Below are 19,758 nucleotides of genomic sequence, written 5' to 3'. Positions count from 1 at the left end.
GGAGATCGGGAGTTACTGCGGGTTTGCTTCGAGTCTGCCCGACGGCAAGAGGCTTAACGTCCGGAACTCGATCATCGGCGTGGCGGATCACCGCTCACGCCTGTGACAAGGCACCACTACGTACGGCAATGATCCAGAATGCAGCCATTCGTGGCCTATGTGACGCTGAATGCGGCCCTGGACCCGACTCATCCCCCGCAGGAGGCAGCACCATGGCCAAGAACAAGAATCGCGACCATCGGGACCGAAGTAGTAAGCAGCCGCACCGCACCGAGCCCCAGCGTGGCAACGAGGAAACGGGGTCCTCGTCCATGGAGGACCGGTCCGGGGAGAAGCTGTCGAACATCTCGCCGACGGATGTCGCGCACAAGGGCCGGCAGAAGCGCTTCGGCCACAACTGACACTCCGCGAACCGGCGCCGGACCCGCCTGGATGACGCACGAGGGGCACGCCCACCATGGGCGTGCCCCTTCTCTGTGCGCGTTCTCTGTGCGCGGCCTTTCGCGCGCGTCTCTGTCCGAGGCGTTCACGCGCGGCTTCGTGCGCGCGAACGCCGAATCCGCCCTAGCCCGCCAGGCAGGACGGGCCGAGCAGCACCTTCAGATCGCCGAAGAGCGCCGGATCGGGCTGTACCCGGTGCCGGTCGAGCCGGAGCACCGTTGTCTTCCGGGCGCCCTGGAGCTTGATCCTGACCTCCGAGTTCCCCCGGTGGTGGCTGAGGATCTCACCGAGCCTGCTGATCATCGGCGGGGTGACCTTCACCGTGGGGATGGTGATGGTGACCGGCGCGTTCGTCCCCGCGGACGACAGATCCGGGACCGACAGCTCCATCGCGACCAGCCGGGGGATGTCCTCGCGCTTGTCGAGTCGGCCCTTGACGAAGACCACGGTGTCCTCGACCAGCTGGGTCGAGACCAGCTGGTAGGTGGCGGGGAAGAACATGCACTCGATGGAGCCGGCCAGATCCTCGACCGTGGCGATCGCCCAGGCGTTGCCCTGTTTGGTCATCTTGCGCTGGAGGCCGGAGATGATGCCGCCGACGGTCACGACCGCGCCGTCCGCGTGTTCGCCACCGGTGAGCTGGGCGATCGCCGCGTCGGCCTTGTCGGACAGGACATGCTCCAGACCGAAGAGCGGATGGTCGGAGACATACAGCCCGAGCATCTCGCGCTCCTGGGCGAGCAGATACGACTTGTCCCACTCGACGTCGGAGAACTCGACGTCGAGCCCGAAGCCCGGCTCCTCGTTCTGCTCCTCGCCCATACCGCCGAAGAGGTCGAACTGTCCCTCGGCCTCCTTGCGCTTGACCTGCACCACATTGTCGATCATCGGCTCGTGGTGGGCGACCAGACCCTTGCGGGTGTGGCCCATCTCGTCGAAGGCACCGGCCTTGATCAGCGATTCGACCGTGCGCTTGTTGCAGACGACCGCCTCGACCTTGTCGAGGAAGTCCGGGAAGCTGCTGTACTTCCCCTTCGCCTTGCGGCAGCGGATGATCGAGTCCACCACGTTCTGACCGACGTTCCGCACCGCGGTCAGCCCGAACAGGATCACATCGTCACCCTGCGCGGCGAAGTTCGACTGCGACTCGTTCACATTGGGCGGCAGCACCTTGATACCCATACGACGGCACTCGTTCAGATAGACCGCCGACTTGTCCTTGTCGTCCTTGACCGACGTCAGCAGCGCCGCCATGTACTCCGCGGGGAAGTTCGCCTTGAGATACGCGGTCCAGTAGGTGACCAGTCCGTACGCGGAGGAGTGGGCCTTGTTGAACGCGTATCCGGCGAACGGGACCAGCACGTCCCACAGGGCCTGGATCGCCTCGTCCGAGTAGCCGTTCTTCTTGGCGCCGGCCTGGAAGAGGACGAAGTTCTTCGCCAGCTCGTCGGCCTTCTTCTTGCCCATCACCCGGCGCAGGATGTCGGCCTCGCCCAGGGAGTACCCGGCGATGATCTGGGCGGCCTTCTGCACCTGCTCCTGATACACGATCAGGCCGTGGGTCAGGCCGAGGACCTCCTTGAGGGGCTCCTCCAGCTCCGGGTGGATCGGGGTGATCTCCTGCTGGCCGTTCTTGCGCAGCGCGTAGTTCGTGTGCGAGTTCATGCCCATCGGGCCCGGCCGGTACAGGGCCGAGACGGCGGAGATGTCCTCGAAGTTGTCGGGCTTCATCAGCCGCAGCAGCGAACGCATCGGGCCGCCGTCGAACTGGAAGACACCGAGCGTGTCACCGCGCCCGAGCAGTTCGAAGGTCTTCGGGTCGTCCAGCGGCAGGGCGAGCAGATCGAGCTCGGTGCCCTTGTTCGCCTTCACCATCTTGACGGCGTCGTCCATGATGGTCAGGTTCCGCAGACCCAGGAAGTCCATCTTCAGCAGGCCGAGCGACTCACAACTCGGATAGTCCCACTGTGTGATGGTCACGCCGTCGGTGTGCCGCACCCAGACCGGGACATGGTCGGTGATCGTCTCGCTGGACATGATCACACCGGCCGCGTGCACACCCATCTGCCGGACCAGGCCCTCCACACCCTTCGCGGTGTCGATGACCTTCTTCACATCGGCCTCGTTCTCGTACATCCCCCGGATCTCGCCCGCCTCGCTGTACCGCGGGTGCTTGGGATCGGTGATGCCGTTGAGATCGATGCCCTTGCCCAGCACATCGGCGGGCATGGCCTTGGTGAGCCGGTCACCCATCGCGTACGGGTAGCCCAGCACGCGCGCGGAGTCCTTGATGGCGTTCTTCGCCTTGATCTTGCCGTACGTGCCGATCATGGCGACCTTGTCGGCGCCGTACTTCTCCGTCACATACCGGATGACCTCACCGCGCCGACGCTCGTCGAAGTCGATGTCGACATCGGGCATCGAGATGCGCTCGGGGTTGAGGAACCGCTCGAAGATCAGACCGTGCTCGATCGGGTCGAGGTCGGTGATCCCCATCGCGTACGCCACGATCGAACCGGCGGCCGAACCACGCCCGGGGCCGACCGCGATGCCGTTGTTCTTGGCCCACATGATGAAGTCGGCGACCACGAGGAAGTACCCCGGGAAGCCCATCTCGATGATGATGCCCATCTCGTACTCGACCTGCTTGAGCCGGTCGTCCGGGATCCCGCCCGGATACCGGCGGGCCATACCCCGCATGGTCTCCTCACGGAACCAGGTGACCTCCGTGAAGCCCTCGGGCACATCGAACTTCGGCATCAGGTTCCGCTCCTCGAACCAGCCCTCCGTATCGATCTGCTGTGCCACCAGGAGCGTGTTGGCGCAGCCCTCCTGCCAGGCGTCGGAGGAGTCGACGGCGTACATCTCGTCGGTCGACTTGAGGTAATAACCGGTCCCGTCGAAGCGGAAACGGTCCGGGTCGGAGAGGTTCTTACCGGTCTGGATGCACAGCAGCGCGTCGTGCGCGGTGGCCTCGGCGGCGTAGGTGTAGTGCGAGTCGTTGGTGACGATCGGCGGGATACCGAGCTTCTTCCCGATCTCCAGGAGTCCGTCCCGCACCCGGTGCTCGATCTCGATGCCGTGGTCCATCAGCTCCAGGAAATACCGGTCCTTGCCGAAGATGTCCTGGTACTCGGAAGCCGCCTTCAGCGCCTCGTCGAACTGCCCCAGCCGCAGCCTCGTCTGGAGCTCACCCGACGGACATCCCGTGGACGCGATCAGGCCCTCGGACCACTGGGCGATGGTCTCCTTGTCCATCCGCGGCCACTTCTGGAGCCAGCCCTCGGCATACGCGTCGGACGACAGCCGGAACAGATTGTGCAGCCCTGTCCTGTTCGCCGCCCAGATCGTCTTGTGCGTGTAACCACCCGAACCGGAGACGTCATCACGCTTCTGGTGCGGCTGGCCCCACTGGATCTTCCGCTTGTTGCGCCGCGACTCCGGCGCCACATACGCCTCGATCCCGATGATCGGCGTCACACCCGCCTTCTTCGCCTGATGGAAGAAGTCATAGGCCCCATGAAGGTTGCCGTGGTCCGTCATCGCGATATGGGACATCCCCATCTCGTTGCACGCCTTGAACATGTCCCCCAACCGCGCGGCACCGTCCAGCAGCGAGTACTGGGTGTGGACATGCAGGTGCGTGAACGGCGGCTTGGTCACGGTGAAGGCCTCCAGCGAACGTACGGCACTGTGTGTTTTCCCGGACGCAACCCCCGGGCCCCCGGCTGCGGACAGTCTCGGGGGGACAGCGTCGAAGTCTACGTCCCGGGACCGACAGCGGACGGGTGACCGGCACGGAGGACGGGCACTCACGAGTAACGTCAGGCGTTGCCGGGGAGAGGGCTCCGACTCCGGTCGGACCCCTCCCCCACTTCTGTACCCCACCCTCGATTGTCATGCGCCAGGAGGCACACAGCGATGTCGGTCCCGCGACCTGTTGAGGCAGCTGACGAGCAGCGCGGCGAGGAGATCCTCGCCGTCTTCGACACCGCGTTCGGTGCGCTGCTCGCGGCCGATCCGGCGGCCTTCCGGGTGAAGTTCCGGAAGATGGCCGCCTCCGCCTTCGCCTTCTACCGGGGCACGGCGAGCCTGTTCTACAGCGATCTGGAGCGGGAGCGCTCCGGCGGGACCGCGGGTCCGTTCCTCGACGAACGCACCGGCCGGGTCTGGATCCACGGCGATCTGCACGCCGAGAACTTCGGCACGTACATGGACGCCAACGGCCGGCTGATCTTCAATGTCAACGACTTCGACGAGGCGTACATCGGTCCCTTCACCTGGGACCTGAAGCGCCTGGCGGCCTCCCTCGCGCTGATCGGCTACACCAAGGCGCTCAGCGACGCGCAGATCACCGAGCTGGTGGAGATCTACGCGGGCGCCTACCGCGAGCGGATCCACGCCCTGGCCACCGGCGCCAAGAACGACGAGGTGCCGCCCTTCACCCTGGACACCGCCCAGGGCCCGCTGCTCGGCGCGCTGCGCTCGGCCCGCTCGCTGACCCGCTTCGGACTGCTCGACTCGATGACCGAGATCCGGGAGTACGAGCGGCGCTTCGCACCGGGCGGCGGCTCCATCGAGCTGGACGCGGCCACCCGGTACAAGATCCTCGCCGCGTTCGACGGCTATCTGGAGACCCTGCCCGAGTCCAGCCTGACCCGGCCCGACTCGTACCGCGTGAAGGATGTCGTGGGGCGCCGGGGCGTGGGCATCGGCTCCGCGGGCCTGCCCTCGTACAACATCCTGCTGGAGGGCAACAGCGACGCCCTGGAGAACGACGTCGTGATCTATATGAAGCAGGCGCAGACCCCGGCGGTCTCGCGGCACATCACCGACCGGACCGTCCGGGAGTACTTCCAGCACGAGGGCCACCGCACGGTGATCTCGCAGCGGGCGCTCCAGGCCCATGCCGACCCCTGGCTGGGCTGGACCGAGCTGGACGGGGCCGGCCAGCTCGTGGCCGAGGTCTCCCCGTACGCGGTGGATCTCGACTGGTCGGATCTGGACGACCTGGAGGAGATCGCGGCGGTCGTCGCCGACCTGGGCAGGGCCACGGCCACGATGCACTCGGCGGCGGACGACGAGAGCGGCCACTCTCTGGTGCCGTTCTCCACGGAGCGTGCCATCGACGCGGCGATCGCGGCCGACGAGGACGGCTTCGGCCGGCTGCTGGTGGACTTCGCGCACAGCTACGGGGCACGGGCCAGGGCGGACCACCAGATCTTCGTGGACCTGTTCCGCAACGGCCGGCTGGCCCCGTAGGTCCGGGCCCCTGGGACTCATGAAGCGTCCCGCGGGGCTCATGGAGCCGGTCCCGCGGGGCCTCTGAAGGGGCCCGGCCGCGGGTCTGCCGCGGGGCTGGGCGGCCTGGCTTTAAGGGCCGCTTACAGGGGCGCATGGCACACTCGGCGGCGATGGACATATCCGGGACGCGGCTCAGGGCCACGCGGGCGGCACTGTTCACGGCACTGGTCGTGACGCTGTCCGCGGGTTCGCATGTGCTGCTGTCCCGGGCCCCGGTGCCGCTGTCCCTGGTCGCCGGGCTCAGCGCCGTGGTCTTTCTGCTCGCCTACGCGGCGGCGGGCCGCGAGCGTGGCTTCTGGCGGATAGCCGCCCTGCTCGTCCCGCTGGAACTGGCCGCGGACACCGTCTTCACCAGCGGCCAGCACGTCTGCTACGGACCGGCGGGCGGCCCCGTGGCGGGGTCGCTCCGCTCGGTCGGCTTCGACGTCCTGTGCGGCGGCGCCTTCGGCTCGCCGCTGCCCGCCGTGGTCTCCCCGGACTCCACCGCGGCCACCCTGCTCAACTCCCCGGACCCGGCGCTGCCCTGGCTGCTGCTGGCCGCCCATGTCTCGATCGGGCTGCTCGCCGCGTACTGGCTGCGGCACGGCGAGTCCTCGCTGTCGGGCCTGGTACGGGCCGTGGCCGTGTTCGCGTTCCGGCCGCTGCTGATCGCGGTCACCGTGGTCGGCACGGCCCGCGGCTCCGTACGCCGGAGGGTCCGCCCCGCGGACCGCCCGCGCCCGGCCCGTACCCGGCTCCTTGTGCACTCCGTAGGACGACGGGGGCCGCCGCCTCTCGCGCTCAGCTCTGTCTGAGCGTCCGAGCAGGCCGCACCTCCCCCCGTCCCTCCGCGTCAGCGGAAGCATGTCATCACACGGAGTCATTCATCATGAGCGCACGGAACAGCAAGACGAACAAGGCGGCGGCCCGCGAGCGGCTGCGCGAGGAGCGCGAGCGCCAGGCGAGGAAGGACAAGGTCCGCCGTCAGTTCGTCGTCGCAGGATCGGCCGTCGTCGTCCTCGCGATAGCCGGCGGCGTGGGCTTCGCCGTCGTCCAGGCGAACAAGCCCTCGCACTGGGAGGCGATGAAGGACGAGACGAGCGTCGTCGCCCCGAAGAACACCGAGGGTACGGACGGTACGACCGTCGTCATCGGCAAGGCGGACGCCAAGAAGACCCTCGAACTGTACGAGGACTCCCGCTGCCCGGTCTGCGCGAGCTTCGAGCAGACGGTCGGCGAGACGGTCCAGAACGATGTCGACGCCGGCAAGTTCAGGATCAAGTACATCGGCGCGACCTTCATCGACAACTCCGACAACGGCACGGGCTCGAAGAACGCCCTTTCCGCACTGGGCGCGGCGCTCAATGTGAGCCCCGAGGCGTTCATGGAGTACAAGGCCGCGCTGTACTCGGCGAAGTACCACCCCGAGGAGACCGAGGACAAGTTCGCCAAGGACAGCTATCTGATCGAGGTGGCCGACTCGGTGAACGCGCTCAAGGGCAACAAGGCGTTCCAGCAGGATGTGACGGAGGGGACGTACGACGCCTGGGCGATGAAGATGTCCGCGGTCTTCGACAAGAGCGGCGTGGGCGGCACCCCGACACTCAAGATGGACGGCGCCAAACTCACCGCAGAGGGCAGCGAGAACGCGCCGATGACGGTGGCGGAGTTCAACACGGCGATCGACAAGGCGCTCGCCGCCTAAAGGGATTCACGCTCCCGGCGGTACAAGCCCCCGGGCGGTGACCGTCGCGCGGCCGGTGTCCGACGGGCAGGCGAACATTCCCGATTCGCCTGCCCGTCGGCCTACTGGTCAGTAATCTCCTCGTTCGTGACCAGTCTTCCGCCTTCTTCGCCGCGTCGCCGCACGGTCGTCAAGGCCGCTGCCGCCACCGCTGTCGCCGCTCCGGTCGTTCTCGGCGGCTCCGCCTCCGCCGCCGAGGCCCCCGCCTTCCACCATGGCGTCGCCTCCGGGGACCCGCTCCCGGACGGCGTACTGCTCTGGACCAGGGTCACCCCCTCCTCCGACGCCGTACCCGGCTCCGGCAAGGGCGCCGAGACCGAGGTGGGGTGGGAGGTGGCCGAGGACGGACAGTTCGCCTCGGTCGTCGCCCGGGGCACCACCACCGCACGGGCCTCCTCGGACCATACGGTCAAGGCCGATGTAAGGGGTCTGCGCCAGGCGACCGTCTATTACTTCCGGTTCACCGCGGGCGGGACGGTCTCCCCCACCGGCCGTACGCGCACCGCCCCGGCGGCCGGCACCGCCGCCCCGGGTGTGCGCTTCGGAGTCGTCTCCTGCTCCAACTGGGAGGCCGGCTACTTCTCCGCGTACCGTCATCTCGCCGCCCGCGCCGACCTGGACGCCGTCCTCCATCTCGGCGACTACATCTACGAGTACGCGACCGGCGGTTTCCCGGCGCCCGAGGATGTCGTACGGCAGCACGAGCCGGCGCACGAGATCATCAGCCTCGCCGACTACCGCACCCGCCACGGCCGTTACAAGACCGACCCGGACCTGCGGGCGCTGCACGCGGCGCATCCCGTGATCGCCATCTGGGACGACCACGAGTTCGCCAACGACGCCTGGTCGGGTGGCGCGGAGAACCATACGCCCGGTACGGAAGGCGCCTGGGCCGACCGGGCCGCGGCGGCCCGGCAGGCGTACTTCGAGTGGATGCCCGTCCGCGCCTCCACCGAGGGCACGGTCTACCGCCGGCTGCGCTTCGGCTCGCTCGCCGATCTCCATCTGCTGGATCTGCGCTCCTTCCGCTCGCAGCAGACGACCGTCGGCAGCGGCGCGGTGGACGACCCGGAGCGTACGATCACCGGCCGCGCCCAGCTCGACTGGCTCAAGGCGGGCCTGGCGGGCTCGGACGCCGCCTGGAAGCTGGTCGGCACCTCGGTGATGATCTCGCCGGTCGCCTTCGGCTCCCTCCCCGCCCATCTGCTGGGCCCGATAGCCGAGTTGCTGGGGCTGCCCAGGGAAGGACTCGCGGTCAATGTCGACCAGTGGGACGGCTATACGGACGACCGCAAGGAGCTGCTCGCGCATCTCACCCAGCGGAGGATCGAGAACACCGTCTTCCTGACCGGTGACATCCATATGGCCTGGGCCAACGATGTGCCGGTCACCGCCGCCACCTATCCGCTCTCGCGTTCCGCCGCCACGGAGTTCGTGGTCACCTCGGTCACGTCCGACAATCTCGACGACCTGCTCAAGGTACCGGCGGGCACGCTCTCCGTCGTCGCGACGGCTGCGGTGCAGCTCGCCAACCGCCATGTGAAGTGGGTGGACATGGACCACCACGGCTACGGCGTGCTCGATGTGACCGCCGAGCGGGCGCAGATGGACTATTACACGATCTCCGACCGCGCCGACCCCGGGGCGACCACCTCCTGGGCCCGCTCCTACCGCACCGCGTCCGGCTCGCAGCGGGTCGAGAGGGCGGACGGGCCCGTACGCTGACCCGCGGCGACCGCGAGACGGGCCGGCCAGACCCTTCAGGGACCGCCGAGCCCGCCGCCCGCCGAGCCCACCGGGCGTTCAGAGCGACGCGATGAACGCCCGCCCGATCCGCCAGGTCTCCTCGGCGGCCGACTCGTCGTAGTCCGGCAGACCGGGGTCCGTGTAGAGATGCCCCGCCCCCGGGTAGCGGTAGATCTCCACATCGGCCCCGGTCCGCCGCATCCGCAGATACCAGGCCGTCAGCCAGTCGTGCGACTCGAAAGGGTCCGGATCCGCGACATGGAGCTGTACGGGCAGCTCGTCCGCGGACGCGTTCTCCGCGATGTCGGACGTGCCGTGCAGAAGCAGCAGTCCGCGCGCCTTGGTGTCGCCCAGCGCCAGATTCTGCGCGATGGAGCCGCCGAGCGAGAGCCCCACGTACACAAGACCGCGCTCGGAGTACGGCGCCGCGGCCAGGACCGCGCGCCTCAGCAGCTCTTCCTTGCCGATCTTGTCCTTGAGGGCCCTGCCCTCCTCCGCACTCTCCACGGTTTGTCCGTCGAAGAGGTCGGGCACGTGCACGTGGTGCCCGTCGGCACGCAGTCGGTCGGCCGCGTCATGGACCGCGGGGCGCGCACCGTGGACCGAGTGGAAGAGCATGATGTCCATCGGGCCATCCTGCCAGCCCGTGCCATCACCCGACGAGGGAGCCATGGAGAACGTACTGCGCCCACTGACCGTGCTCGGGGGCTCGGTCCTGCTCACCCTCGCCGTCGGCTGGGCGACCGATCTGGTGCTGCGCCGCGCGGATCTGCGCCACCCCGAGATCCCGCTGTGGGGGCTGCTGCGCCGCTGCCGGCTGCCGTTGCAGTTGGTCCTGCTCACCGCCATGCTGCGCGGTTCGTTCCGTCAGACGGGCTGGCGGATCTTCGAGAGCTACGGCACCGCGATCGGGCGGGCGCTGTCGCTGGTGCTGATCGGCGCGGGCGCCTGGCTGGCCGTACGGATCGTGTCCGCCGTGGTGGAGTCCGCGTACGCGCGCTACGCCTCCTCCACCCGCGACCCGGCCCGGATCCGCCGGGTCCGTACGCAGGTGACGCTGATAGTGCGGATCATGACGGCGGTCGTCGTCGTGGTCGCCGTGGCGGCGATCCTGCTCACCTTCCCCGACATGCGGGCCGTCGGCACCTCGATGCTGGCCTCGGCGGGCATCATCGGCATCGTCGCCGGTGTCGCCGCGCAGTCCACGCTCGGCAATCTCTTCGCCGGCTTCCAGATCGCGTTCGGCGACATGGTGCGGATCGGCGACACGGTGGTGGTGGACGGCGAGTGGGGCGTGGTCGAGGAGGTCACGCTCACCTTCCTCGCGGTACGGACCTGGGACGAGCGGCGGATCACCATGCCCGTGTCGTACTTCACCAGCAAGCCGTTCGAGAACTGGTCGCGCGGCGGGATCCAGATGACCGGCACGGTCTTCTTCCAGCTCGACCACTCCGCGCCGGTGCCGCTGATGCGCGAGAAGCTGCACGCGATCCTGCTGGAGTGCCCGTCCTGGGACGGCCGTGACTGGAATCTGGCGGTCACCGACACCACACCGAGCACGATGGAGGTGCGGGCTGTGGTGACGGCCAAGGACGCGAACGACATCTGGACGGCGCGGTGCGCCGTACGGGAGGAGATGCTGGCCTGGCTGGCCGAGCACCATCCGTACGCCCTGCCGAGGATCGGCACGGCGCCCGCGGCGGTCCTGCCGGGGCAGAGCCGGGGCGAACCGGAGCCGCTGCCGGAGCCGGGGCGCGCGCCCGACCCGGAGCGTTCCGACAGGCATCCGTCCGGGGCGGCCACCCGCGAGGAGAACACCGGCCGGCTCCGCGCGGACTGAGGCCGACCGGCCGGGACGCCCGCCCGGACCGGCAGCTCGCGGTCAGCGCATGCTGCGGACGTCGAGATGGCGCAGGACGCGGTCCACCACCTCGGGATCCGTGCCCGGTTCGCTGCGGGCGGCGAGGACCTCGTGCCGCGCCGCCGACATCATCTCGCGCTGGATGCGCTGCATGGTCCTGAGCCGGGTCACCCGGCCCGTGACCCATTCGCGCCGCTCGTCGTCGACGATGTCGGGGCTGATCCGCACCCCGACGTCGAAGGCCGCCCGCTGGAGCCGCTCGCTGATGTCCTCGGGCAGTTCCTCGACGTCCTCGATCTCCTTGAGCCGGCGCCTGGCCGCCTTGGCCGCGCGGACCGCGAGCGAGTGCTCCAGTTCCCGTTCGGCGTCCGTGTCGGCCCGTACCCCGAGCTTTCTCACCAGCCAGGGCAGTGTGAGCCCCTGGAAGACCAGGGTGGTCACGATGACCGCGAAGGCGATGAAGATGATCTCGTCCCGGCCGGGGAACGGCCGCCCGTCGTCGGTCTTCAGCGGGATCGCCAGCGCCAGGGCGACCGAGGCCACCCCGCGCATCCCGGCCCACCACATCACCACGGTCTCGCGCCAGCCGACCGGGATGTCCTCGTCGTAGTCGCGGAGCTTGTGCATCCGCTTGGCCAGCCAGGTCGCGGGGAGCAGCCAGAGCAGCCGTACCACCACCACGACCCCGACGACCGCCGCGCCCCAGCCGATCATCCGGCCCTCCCGGCCGCCGACCGCGCCGAAGGCGTTGTGCAGCTCCAGCCCGATGAGGCCGAAGGCGACACCGGTCACCAGCACGTCGACGACCTGCCAGAAGGAGTTCCCGGCCAGGCGTCCCATCACGTCGTCGGCGTCCGCGGTGTGTTCGGCGAGGAAGAGGGCGGTGGTGAGGACAGCGAGGACGCCGGAGCCGTACAGCTCCTCGGCGAGTACGTAGCCGACGAACGGCACCAGGAGTGTCAGCCCGATCTGCAGCGTCGCGTCCCCGAGCAGCGACATCACCTTGTTGGAGATCCAGCCGAGCGCGAGTCCCACCAGCACGGCCACCACCGCGGAGAGCACGAACGACCCGGCCGCGCCCGGCCAGGAGAAGGTTCCGCTGACGGCCGCGGCGATCGCCACGTGGTAGAGCACGATCGCGGTGACATCGTTGAAGAGCCCCTCGCCCTCCAGGATCGAGACCAGCCGCCGGGGCAGCCCGAGCGAACCGGCGACGGCGGTCGCGGCGACCGGGTCGGGCGGCGCCACGAGTGCGCCGAGCGCGACCGCGGCGGCGACCGGGAGGCCCGGTACGACGGAGTTCGCGACGGCCGCCACCGCCGCGGTCGTCACAAAGACCAGCGCGACCGCGAGCAGGAAGATGGGGCGTTTGTTGGCGGCGAACTGCCGCCAGGAGGTGCGCTGTACGGCGGCGTAGAGCAGGGGCGGCAGCAGCAGCGGCAGGATGAAGTCCGGCGGCACCTGGACGTTCGGTACGAACGGCAGCAGCGCCAGGGCGATCCCGACGAGGGTCATCAGCACCGGCGCGGGCAGCCTGAGCCGTTCGCCGAGCGGCACCGTGACCACCGCGCCGAGCAACAGCACGAGCAGCAGGGCCAGTTGGTCCACAGTGCGCCTTCCGACGGTCGCGAGCCCGATGGCGGCCATCGGTGATCAGGACCTCAAGCCTGCCACGCGCCCCGGCGCGGTCGCGGAACGGCCCCGGCGCCGGGCCCCGTCCGGGCCCTGTGCGGGCGGTCACCCGTCCGGACCCGGTCCAGGCGGTCAGGCGTCCGCGGCACCGCCGCGGATCACACGCCGCATCGACCGGTGCGGAATGTTCGCGTCCAGGAACTCGGGCCCGTACGCCTCGTATCCGAGCCGCTCGTAGAAACCCAGCGCGTGCGACTGCGCGTGCAGATCCACCACCGTGAGCCCGCGCTCGCGCGCCGCGTCCTCGATGGCCCGTACCAGCGCGGCGCCGATGCCCCGGCCACGGGCCGCCGAGCTGACCGCCAGCCGTCCCAGCGAGCCCACGGCCGGATCCCCGCCGGTCCTGTCGGCGGCGCCGGGCCCGTACAGCAGCCGCCCGGTACCCAGCGGCACCCCGTCGTCGCGGATGGCGAGCACCTGAAGGGCCTGATCGTCACGGCCGTCGTACTCGATGTCCTCGGCGACCCGCTGCTCGACGACGAAGACCTCCTTGCGGACGGCGAAGCACGCCTCGATGTCCGCCGGGTCCGTCGCGAGGCGGATCACAAAGCCACTGTCTCCCCCGTGTCCGCTCCCCGCCCCGGCGGGTATCCCCACCGGGGCGTCCCCAGGCGCGCCCGCCGCTGCCCCGCTCATGCGTTGCTCTCCGCCCTGACCCGGTCCAGTGCCAGCTGAAGATCTTCGGGGTAGGCGCTGGAGAACTCCACCCACTGCCCGTCCGCCGGGTGCTCGAAGCCCAGCCGCACCGCGTGCAGCCACTGCCGGGTCAGCCCCAGCCGCTTGGCCAGCGTCGGATCGGCGCCGTAGGTCAGATCGCCCACACAGGGATGGCGGTGGGCGGCCATATGCACCCGGATCTGGTGCGTACGGCCCGTCTCCAGCTTGATGTCCAGCAGGGACGCCGACCGGAAGGCCTCGATCAGGTCGTAGTGCGTGACCGACGGCTTGCCCTCCGCGGTCACCGCCCACTTGTAGTCGTGGTTCGGATGGCGCCCGACCGGGGCGTCGATGGTCCCGCTCATCGGGTCCGGGTGCCCCTGCACCAGCGCGTGGTAGCGCTTGTCGACGACCCGGTCCCGGAACTGCCCCTTGAGCAGGGTGTACGCCCGCTCGGACTTCGCCACGACCATCAGCCCCGAGGTCCCGACATCGAGCCGGTGCACGATGCCCTGCCGCTCGGCGGCGCCTGAGGTCGAGATCCGGTAGCCGGCCGCCGCGAGTCCGCCGATGACCGTCGTACCGGTCCAGCCGGGGCTCGGGTGCGCGGCCACTCCGACAGGCTTGACGATCACGACGATGTCGTCGTCGTCATGCACGATCTCCATGCCCTCGACGGGCTCCGCCACGATCTCCACGGGCGCCGCGGCGGGGGGCATCTCCACTTCGAGCCAGGCGCCGCCGTTGACCCGCTCGGACTTCCCGACGACGGAGCCGTCGACCTGCACCTTCCCGGAGGCGGCCAGCTCCGCCGCCTTCGTGCGGGAGAACCCGAACATACGGGCTATGGCGGCGTCGACGCGCTCGCCTTCCAGGCCATCGGGTACGGGCAGCGTTCTGATCTCGGGAAAGCTCACCCGTCGAGTATGCCTTGTCGGTCCTGGTGGACGATCCCGCCTGTGGACAGTCCCGGTCGGCCGGGGTGCGCCCCGGTCGGCCCGGTCAGTCCTTGTGGACGGTCCCGTCGGGGTCGAGGCCCCGGAACGACAGCACCACGATGAGGATCCCGCCGCAGACGATCGCGGAGTCGGCGAGATTGAAGACCGCGAAGTGCGCCGGCGCGATGAAGTCCACCACGGCGCCCTGGAAGACCCCGGGCGAGCGGAAGATCCGGTCGGTGAGATTGCCGAGCGCGCCGCCGAGCAGCAGTCCGAGCGCGATCGCCCAGGGCAGGCTGTAGAGCTTGCGCGCCAGCCGAGCGATCACCACGATCACGGTCGCCGCGATGATCGTGAAGATCACCGTGAACGCCTCGCCGACGCTGAACGCGGCGCCGGGGTTCCTGATCGCCTCGAACTTCAGCAGATCGCCGATGACCTCGATCGGCTCGTGGTGCTCCAGCTTGGCCACCACGAGCATCTTGGTACCGAGGTCAAGCAGGTAGGCCACGACGGCGACGATGAAGAGCGCGGCGATCTTGCGCTCCCCCTTGGACCGCTCGGCGGGAGCCGCGGTCTCGTCGCCAACATCCGGAACATCCGGCGTACCGGTAACGCGCTCCGCCTCTGCCACGTGAGTCCCTCAACCTAGACGCCAGACTGAGGACGAGAGTACGGCACACTCGTACGCGTTCAGCCTCGACGTTCCTGCTTTTGCTTGTCCTCCACGCACAGGGTGGCGCGCGGGAACGCCTGCATCCGGGCCTTCCCGATGGGCTTGCCGCAGATCTCGCAGAGTCCGTAGGTGCCGGAGTCCAGCCGCTGGAGCGCGCGCTCGGTCTGTTCCAGCATCTCGCGGGCGTTGGCGGCGAGCGCCATCTCGTGCTCGCGCGTGATGTTCTTGGTGCCGGTGTCCGCGTCGTCGTCACCGGCCCCGCCCCCGGAGTCGCGCATCAGCCCGACGAGGGCGGTCTCGGACGAGGTGATCTCGGCGGTCAGCCGTGCGGTCTCGCTTTCCAGCTCGTCCCGGGCCGCGGTGACCTCCTCCTCGGTCCAGGGGTCCTCGCCCGGCCGTACGGGCAGCTCCCCGGGGGGCGTCGCGGCGGCGCTCGCCGTGGAGACCGCTGTCGCGGTCACCGAGGCGGGCTCGCCGGCCGCCGTGCTCCTGCCACCCGCAGTCTTCTTGGCTCCCACCGTTCTGGCTCCTGTCTGTTCCGCGGCCGTGGCCGCCCCCTTGGCCGCGGACGCGGCCTTCTTCGCAGGTGCCTTGCTCACCGGCGCCTTTTTCGCTGCCTTCTTCGAGGCCGTCTTCTCCACGGCCGTCCTCTTCGCGGCCGTTTTCCTCACGACGGCCTTCTGAGCCGGTGCCTTCCGGGCCGGTGCCTTCTTCGCCGGGGCCTTCTTCGCCGCCGGCTTCTCCGTTGCGGTCTTCCTCATGGAGGTCTTCTTCGCGGTGGTCTTCTTCACAGTGCTGTTCGCGGTGGTCTTCGCGGTGGTGGACTTCCCCGCCGACGCCTTCTTCCTCGCCGGTGACGACTTCGCCGTGGTCCTGGTGGCGCTCCTCGCCGCGGATCCCGCCGCGGTCGACTTCTTCGCGGCGGTCTTCTTCACCACCATGGCCGCGACCCCTTCACATATGGTGATCCTGCTCGCGAATCGTGCTGGGACGATAAATCGACACCAGCCCCGCGGCAACGGGGCACGCCGCCGGTTCGGCCCTCCCCATGGCGTGACAAGACGAGCCTCCATCCGTTGTGCCCAGCTCGACGCCGGGTAATCCGCCGCCGGTCGGCCACAAAGTCCGAAAGGGCCGGAATAACCATTCGGGTCGTACGTTCGGCCGTACGGCACCCCTGGCCGGAACCGGTCGGCCGCGCCCCCCGCCGCCCCGTACACTGGGCTCCAGCGAAAGGCGTGGATGGGGACGAGTAGCGTCGTACGCGGCCATGAGCGACCCGGGGACGGTGCGAGCCCGGGGGCAGAGCGCGAGGTGAAGCATCACCCCGGAGCCGCCGGAAGAAAGCCCTGGTCGTCCGGGGCGAGTAGAACCGGCAGCGCGACCCCAATGAGGGGGCCGCGGGCGGTCGCGCCCGGGGCCAAGGAGGGTGGTACCGCGGGAGCGAAGGCTCTCGTCCCTCCGACGGAGATGTCGCAGTCCCGCCGGAGGAAGCACCCCATGACACCAGTGACCCCGCCGCAATACCACCAGGTCCCCGCCCAGGTCGACCTGCCCGCGCTGGAGCACGCCGTGCTCGATTTCTGGCGTGAGAGCAAGGTCTTCGACAAGAGCCTCGAACGCTCCGAGGGCCGCCCCGAGTGGGTGTTCTACGAGGGCCCGCCGACCGCCAACGGTATGCCGGGCGCGCATCACATCGAGGCCCGCGTCTTCAAGGACGTCTTCCCCCGCTTCCGCACCATGCGCGGCTACCACGTCGCCCGCAAGGCCGGCTGGGACTGCCACGGCCTGCCCGTGGAGCTGGCCGTGGAGAAGGAGCTGGGCTTCAACGGCAAGAAGGACATCGAGGCGTACGGCATCGCCGAGTTCAACGCCAGGTGCCGTGAGTCCGTGACCCGGCACACCGACGCCTTCACCGAGCTGACGACCCGCATGGGGTACTGGGTCGATCTCGACGACGCGTACCGCACGATGGACCCGGAGTACATCGACTCCGTCTGGTGGTCGCTGAAGGAGATCTTCGGCAAGGGCCTGCTGGTCCAGGACTACCGGGTGGCCCCGTGGTGCCCGCGCGACCAGACCGGTCTCTCCGACCACGAGCTGGCGCAGGGGTACGAGACGATCGTCGACCCCTCGGTCTTCGTCCGCTTCCCGCTCACCTCCGGACCGCTCGCGGGCGAGGCGTCCCTGCTGGTCTGGACGACCACCCCGTGGACCCTGGTCTCGAACACCGCCGTGGCCGCGCACCCCGAGGTCACCTATGTGGTCGCGACCAACGGCGAGGAGAAGCTCGTCGTGGCCCGGCCGCTGCTGGAGAAGGCGCTGGGCGAGGGCTGGGAGCCCACCGGTGAGTCCTTCACCGGCCGCGAGATGGAGCGCTGGACGTACGACCGTCCCTTCACCCTGATCGACTTCCCGGACGGGACCGAGGCGCACTACGTCGTCAACGCCGAGTACGTCACGACGGAGGACGGCACCGGTCTGGTCCACCAGTCCCCGGCCTTCGGTGAGGACGACCTGAAGGTCTGCCGCGCGTACGGCCTCCCCGTCGTCAACCCGGTGCGCCCCGACGGCACCTTCGAGGAGGATCTGCCGCTGGTCGGCGGGGTCTTCTTCAAGAAGGCCGACGAGGCGCTGACCGAGGATCTGCGCGAGCGCGGGCTGCTGTTCCGGCATGTGCCGTACGAGCACAGCTACCCGCACTGCTGGCGCTGCCACACCGCGCTCCTCTACTACGCGCAGCCGTCCTGGTACATCCGCACGACCGCGGTCAAGGACCGGCTGCTCGACGAGAACGAGAAGACCAACTGGTTCCCGGACTCGGTCAAGCACGGCCGGTACGGCGACTGGCTGAACAACAACGTCGACTGGGCGCTCTCCCGCAACCGCTACTGGGGCACCCCGCTGCCCATCTGGCGCTGCCCGGAGAACCACCTCACATGTGTGGGGTCACGCGCCGAGCTGACGGAGCTGACGGGCAGCGACCAGTCGGGGCTGGACCCGCACCGTCCCTTCATCGACGCCGTCACCTTCACCTGCCCCGCCGAGGGCTGCTCGCTGGAGGCCGTCCGGGTCCCCGAGGTCATCGACGCCTGGTACGACTCGGGCTCGATGCCGTTCGCGCAGTGGGGCTACCCGTACAAGAACAAGGATCTCTTCGAGAAGCGCTACCCGGCGCAGTTCATCTCGGAGGCGATCGACCAGACGCGGGGCTGGTTCTACACGCTGATGGCCGTCGGCACGCTGGTGTTCGACAAGTCGTCGTACGAGAACGTCGTCTGCCTCGGCCATATCCTCGCCGAGGACGGCCGGAAGATGTCCAAGCATCTGGGCAACATCCTCCAGCCGATCCCGCTGATGGACGAGCACGGCGCGGACGCGGTCCGCTGGTTCATGGCGGCCGGCGGCTCCCCGTGGGCCGCGCGCCGGGTCGGGCACGGCACGATCCAGGAGGTCGTGCGCAAGACGCTGCTGACGTACTGGAACACCGTGGCCTTCCAGGCCCTGTACGCCCGTACGTCGGGGTGGGCACCGAGCGAGGCCGACCCGGCGCCGGCCGACCGGCCCCTGCTGGACCGCTGGCTGCTGAGCGAGTTGCACGCGCTGGTCGACCAGACCACACAGGCCATGGAGACCTACGACACCCAGCGCACCGGCAAGCTGCTCTCGGCGTTCGTGGACGATCTCTCCAACTGGTACGTCCGCCGCTCGCGCCGCCGTTTCTGGCAGGGCGACAAGGCCGCGCTGCGCACACTGCACGACGTGGTGGAGACGGTCACGCGGCTGATGGCTCCGCTGACCCCGTTCATCACGGAGCGGGTCTGGCAGGACATGGTGGTGCCGGTGACGCCGGACGCGGTGGAGTCGGTGCATCTCGCGGGCTGGCCGCAGCCCGATCTCGCGGCGATCGACCCCGCGCTCTCGCGGCAGATGGCGCTGGTGCGCAGGCTGGTGGAGCTGGGCCGGGCGACACGGGCGGAGTCGGGTGTGAAGACCCGGCAGCCGCTCTCGCGCGCGCTGATCGCGGCGGCGGGCTTCGAGACGCTCTCCCCCGAACTGCGGTCCCAGATCACGGAGGAGCTGAATGTCTCCTCCCTGGCGACGCTCTCCGAGGTGGGCGGCTCGCTGGTCGACACGACGGCGAAGGCCAACTTCCGCGCGCTGGGCAAGCGTTTCGGCAAGGGCGTCCAGGAGGTGGCGAAGGCGATCGCGGACACGGACGCGGCGGCGCTGTCGCTGGCCCTGCGCGAGGGCGGGGCGACGGTGGAGGTCGACGGCGCTCCGGTGGCCCTCTCCCCGGAGGAGGTCATCATCACGGAGACCCCGCGCGAGGGCTGGTCGGTCGCCTCGGACTCGGGCGCGACGGTCGCCCTCGATCTGGAGATCACCCCGGAGCTGCGGCTCGCGGGCCTGGCGCGTGACGCGATCCGGCTGATCCAGGAGGCACGCAAGAACAGCGGCCTGGATGTCGCGGACCGCATCGCCGTCCGCTGGACGGCGACGTCCCCGTCCACGGCGGAGGCCCTGACCGAGCACACCCCCTTGATCTCGGACGAGGTCCTGGCGACGTCCTTCACCCCCGGCACCCCGGACACGTCCTACGGTCCCCCGTTCACGGACGAGTCCCTGGAACTCACCTTCCACCTCCGCAAGTCCTGACCCCCTCCCGGGGGTTCCGCCCCTGGACCAGGCGGACGGTCCCGGGGGCGCCGCGAAGCCG

At 69.4% G+C, this 19,758-nt stretch carries 15 protein-coding genes; 8 read left to right on the top strand and 7 right to left on the bottom strand.

Annotated features, from left to right (window positions below):
* Window positions 1–212 precede the first annotated feature (212 nt).
* Window positions 213–401 (top strand): hypothetical protein, encoded by a 189-nt coding sequence (locus tag ACWGDX_RS29885; RefSeq protein ID WP_363084336.1) that lies wholly within the window; start codon window positions 213–215, stop codon window positions 399–401.
* A 163-nt stretch (window positions 402–564) separates the two neighbouring features.
* On the opposite strand, the gene dnaE is transcribed toward ACWGDX_RS29885, so the two are convergent.
* On the bottom strand, window positions 565–4,104 hold the full coding sequence (dnaE, locus tag ACWGDX_RS29880; protein ID WP_382865195.1) for a DNA polymerase III subunit alpha: 3,540 nt from the start codon (window positions 4,102–4,104) through the stop codon (window positions 565–567).
* 258 nt (window positions 4,105–4,362) lie between these two features.
* Between dnaE and ACWGDX_RS29875 the strand changes: the two genes are divergently transcribed.
* The 4 genes from ACWGDX_RS29875 (at window position 4,363) to ACWGDX_RS29860 (ending at window position 9,193) form a co-directional block, all read left to right on the top strand.
* A complete protein-coding gene (locus tag ACWGDX_RS29875) occupies window positions 4,363–5,703 on the top strand; it encodes a DUF2252 domain-containing protein (RefSeq protein WP_453630548.1) in 1,341 nt (446 codons plus the stop codon).
* 152 nt (window positions 5,704–5,855) lie between these two features.
* Window positions 5,856–6,539 (top strand): hypothetical protein, encoded by a 684-nt coding sequence (locus ACWGDX_RS29870; protein ID WP_453630546.1) that lies wholly within the window; start codon window positions 5,856–5,858, stop codon window positions 6,537–6,539.
* Window positions 6,540–6,613: 74 nt separating this feature from the next.
* On the top strand, window positions 6,614–7,429 hold the full coding sequence (locus ACWGDX_RS29865; RefSeq protein ID WP_453630544.1) for a DsbA family protein: 816 nt from the start codon (window positions 6,614–6,616) through the stop codon (window positions 7,427–7,429).
* A gap of 126 nt (window positions 7,430–7,555) precedes the next feature.
* Window positions 7,556–9,193, top strand: a complete 1,638-nt coding sequence (locus ACWGDX_RS29860; RefSeq protein WP_453630542.1) for an alkaline phosphatase D family protein — start codon at window positions 7,556–7,558, stop codon at window positions 9,191–9,193.
* 78 nt (window positions 9,194–9,271) lie between these two features.
* Here ACWGDX_RS29860 and ACWGDX_RS29855 read toward each other — a convergent pair whose 3' ends face one another.
* On the bottom strand, window positions 9,272–9,841 hold the full coding sequence (locus tag ACWGDX_RS29855) for a dienelactone hydrolase family protein (protein WP_453630540.1): 570 nt from the start codon (window positions 9,839–9,841) through the stop codon (window positions 9,272–9,274).
* A gap of 43 nt (window positions 9,842–9,884) precedes the next feature.
* Between ACWGDX_RS29855 and ACWGDX_RS29850 the strand changes: the two genes are divergently transcribed.
* Window positions 9,885–11,054 carry a mechanosensitive ion channel family protein gene (locus ACWGDX_RS29850; protein WP_453630614.1) on the top strand — a complete coding sequence of 390 codons (1,170 nt, stop codon included), beginning with the start codon at window positions 9,885–9,887 and terminating at the stop codon, window positions 11,052–11,054.
* A 42-nt stretch (window positions 11,055–11,096) separates the two neighbouring features.
* On the opposite strand, the gene ACWGDX_RS29845 is transcribed toward ACWGDX_RS29850, so the two are convergent.
* The 5 genes from ACWGDX_RS29845 to ACWGDX_RS29825 form a co-directional block, all read right to left on the bottom strand.
* Entirely contained in the window at window positions 11,097–12,683 is a 1,587-nt protein-coding gene (locus ACWGDX_RS29845; protein WP_453630612.1) for a Na+/H+ antiporter, read from the bottom strand.
* A gap of 156 nt (window positions 12,684–12,839) precedes the next feature.
* Window positions 12,840–13,403: a GNAT family N-acetyltransferase gene (locus tag ACWGDX_RS29840; protein ID WP_453630538.1), complete on the bottom strand. Its 564-nt coding sequence runs from the start codon at window positions 13,401–13,403 to the stop codon at window positions 12,840–12,842.
* Window positions 13,400–14,341 carry an RluA family pseudouridine synthase gene (locus ACWGDX_RS29835; RefSeq protein ID WP_453630536.1) on the bottom strand — a complete coding sequence of 314 codons (942 nt, stop codon included), beginning with the start codon at window positions 14,339–14,341 and terminating at the stop codon, window positions 13,400–13,402. The genes ACWGDX_RS29840 and ACWGDX_RS29835 overlap by 4 nt, the downstream gene beginning before the upstream one ends.
* An 85-nt stretch (window positions 14,342–14,426) precedes the next feature.
* The gene (lspA, locus tag ACWGDX_RS29830) at window positions 14,427–14,996 is read right to left on the bottom strand and encodes a signal peptidase II (protein ID WP_363084815.1); all 570 of its coding nucleotides are present in this window, start codon (window positions 14,994–14,996) and stop codon (window positions 14,427–14,429) included.
* A 59-nt stretch (window positions 14,997–15,055) separates the two neighbouring features.
* Window positions 15,056–15,799, bottom strand: coding sequence for a TraR/DksA family transcriptional regulator (locus ACWGDX_RS29825; protein ID WP_453630534.1), 744 nt, complete (start codon window positions 15,797–15,799; stop codon window positions 15,056–15,058).
* Here ACWGDX_RS29825 and ACWGDX_RS29820 point away from each other — a divergent pair.
* Both ACWGDX_RS29820 and ileS read left to right on the top strand, forming a co-directional pair.
* Complete coding sequence (locus ACWGDX_RS29820; RefSeq protein WP_453630532.1) at window positions 15,798–16,139, top strand: hypothetical protein; 342 nt, start codon at window positions 15,798–15,800, stop codon at window positions 16,137–16,139. The two genes, ACWGDX_RS29825 and ACWGDX_RS29820, sit on opposite strands and share 2 nt — an antisense overlap.
* A 408-nt stretch (window positions 16,140–16,547) precedes the next feature.
* Window positions 16,548–19,697 carry an isoleucine--tRNA ligase gene (ileS, locus tag ACWGDX_RS29815; RefSeq protein WP_453630610.1) on the top strand — a complete coding sequence of 1,050 codons (3,150 nt, stop codon included), beginning with the start codon at window positions 16,548–16,550 and terminating at the stop codon, window positions 19,695–19,697.
* Window positions 19,698–19,758: the final 61 nt, after the last annotated feature.

The sequence above is a fragment of the Streptomyces sp. NPDC055025 genome, from assembly GCF_053608565.1.
This window is presented reverse-complemented; position numbering and strand designations above follow the sequence as displayed.

What these genes read in the sequence shown, in the direction of transcription:
- ACWGDX_RS29850 (WP_453630614.1), top strand. Translation starts at nt 9,885, where the DNA reads ATGGAGAACGTACTGCGCCCACTGACCGTGCTCGGGGGCTCGGTCCTG.
- ACWGDX_RS29875 (WP_453630548.1), top strand. Translation starts at nt 4,363, where the DNA reads ATGTCGGTCCCGCGACCTGTTGAGGCAGCTGACGAGCAGCGCGGCGAG.
- ACWGDX_RS29825 (WP_453630534.1), bottom strand. Translation starts at nt 15,799, where the DNA reads ATGAGGAAGACCGCAACGGAGAAGCCGGCGGCGAAGAAGGCCCCGGCG.
- ACWGDX_RS29820 (WP_453630532.1), top strand. Translation starts at nt 15,798, where the DNA reads ATGGAGGTCTTCTTCGCGGTGGTCTTCTTCACAGTGCTGTTCGCGGTG.
- ACWGDX_RS29865 (WP_453630544.1), top strand. Translation starts at nt 6,614, where the DNA reads ATGAGCGCACGGAACAGCAAGACGAACAAGGCGGCGGCCCGCGAGCGG.
- ACWGDX_RS29870 (WP_453630546.1), top strand. Translation starts at nt 5,856, where the DNA reads ATGGACATATCCGGGACGCGGCTCAGGGCCACGCGGGCGGCACTGTTC.
- ACWGDX_RS29885 (WP_363084336.1), top strand. Translation starts at nt 213, where the DNA reads ATGGCCAAGAACAAGAATCGCGACCATCGGGACCGAAGTAGTAAGCAG.
- ACWGDX_RS29840 (WP_453630538.1), bottom strand. Translation starts at nt 13,403, where the DNA reads ATGAGCGGGGCAGCGGCGGGCGCGCCTGGGGACGCCCCGGTGGGGATA.
- ACWGDX_RS29855 (WP_453630540.1), bottom strand. Translation starts at nt 9,841, where the DNA reads ATGGACATCATGCTCTTCCACTCGGTCCACGGTGCGCGCCCCGCGGTC.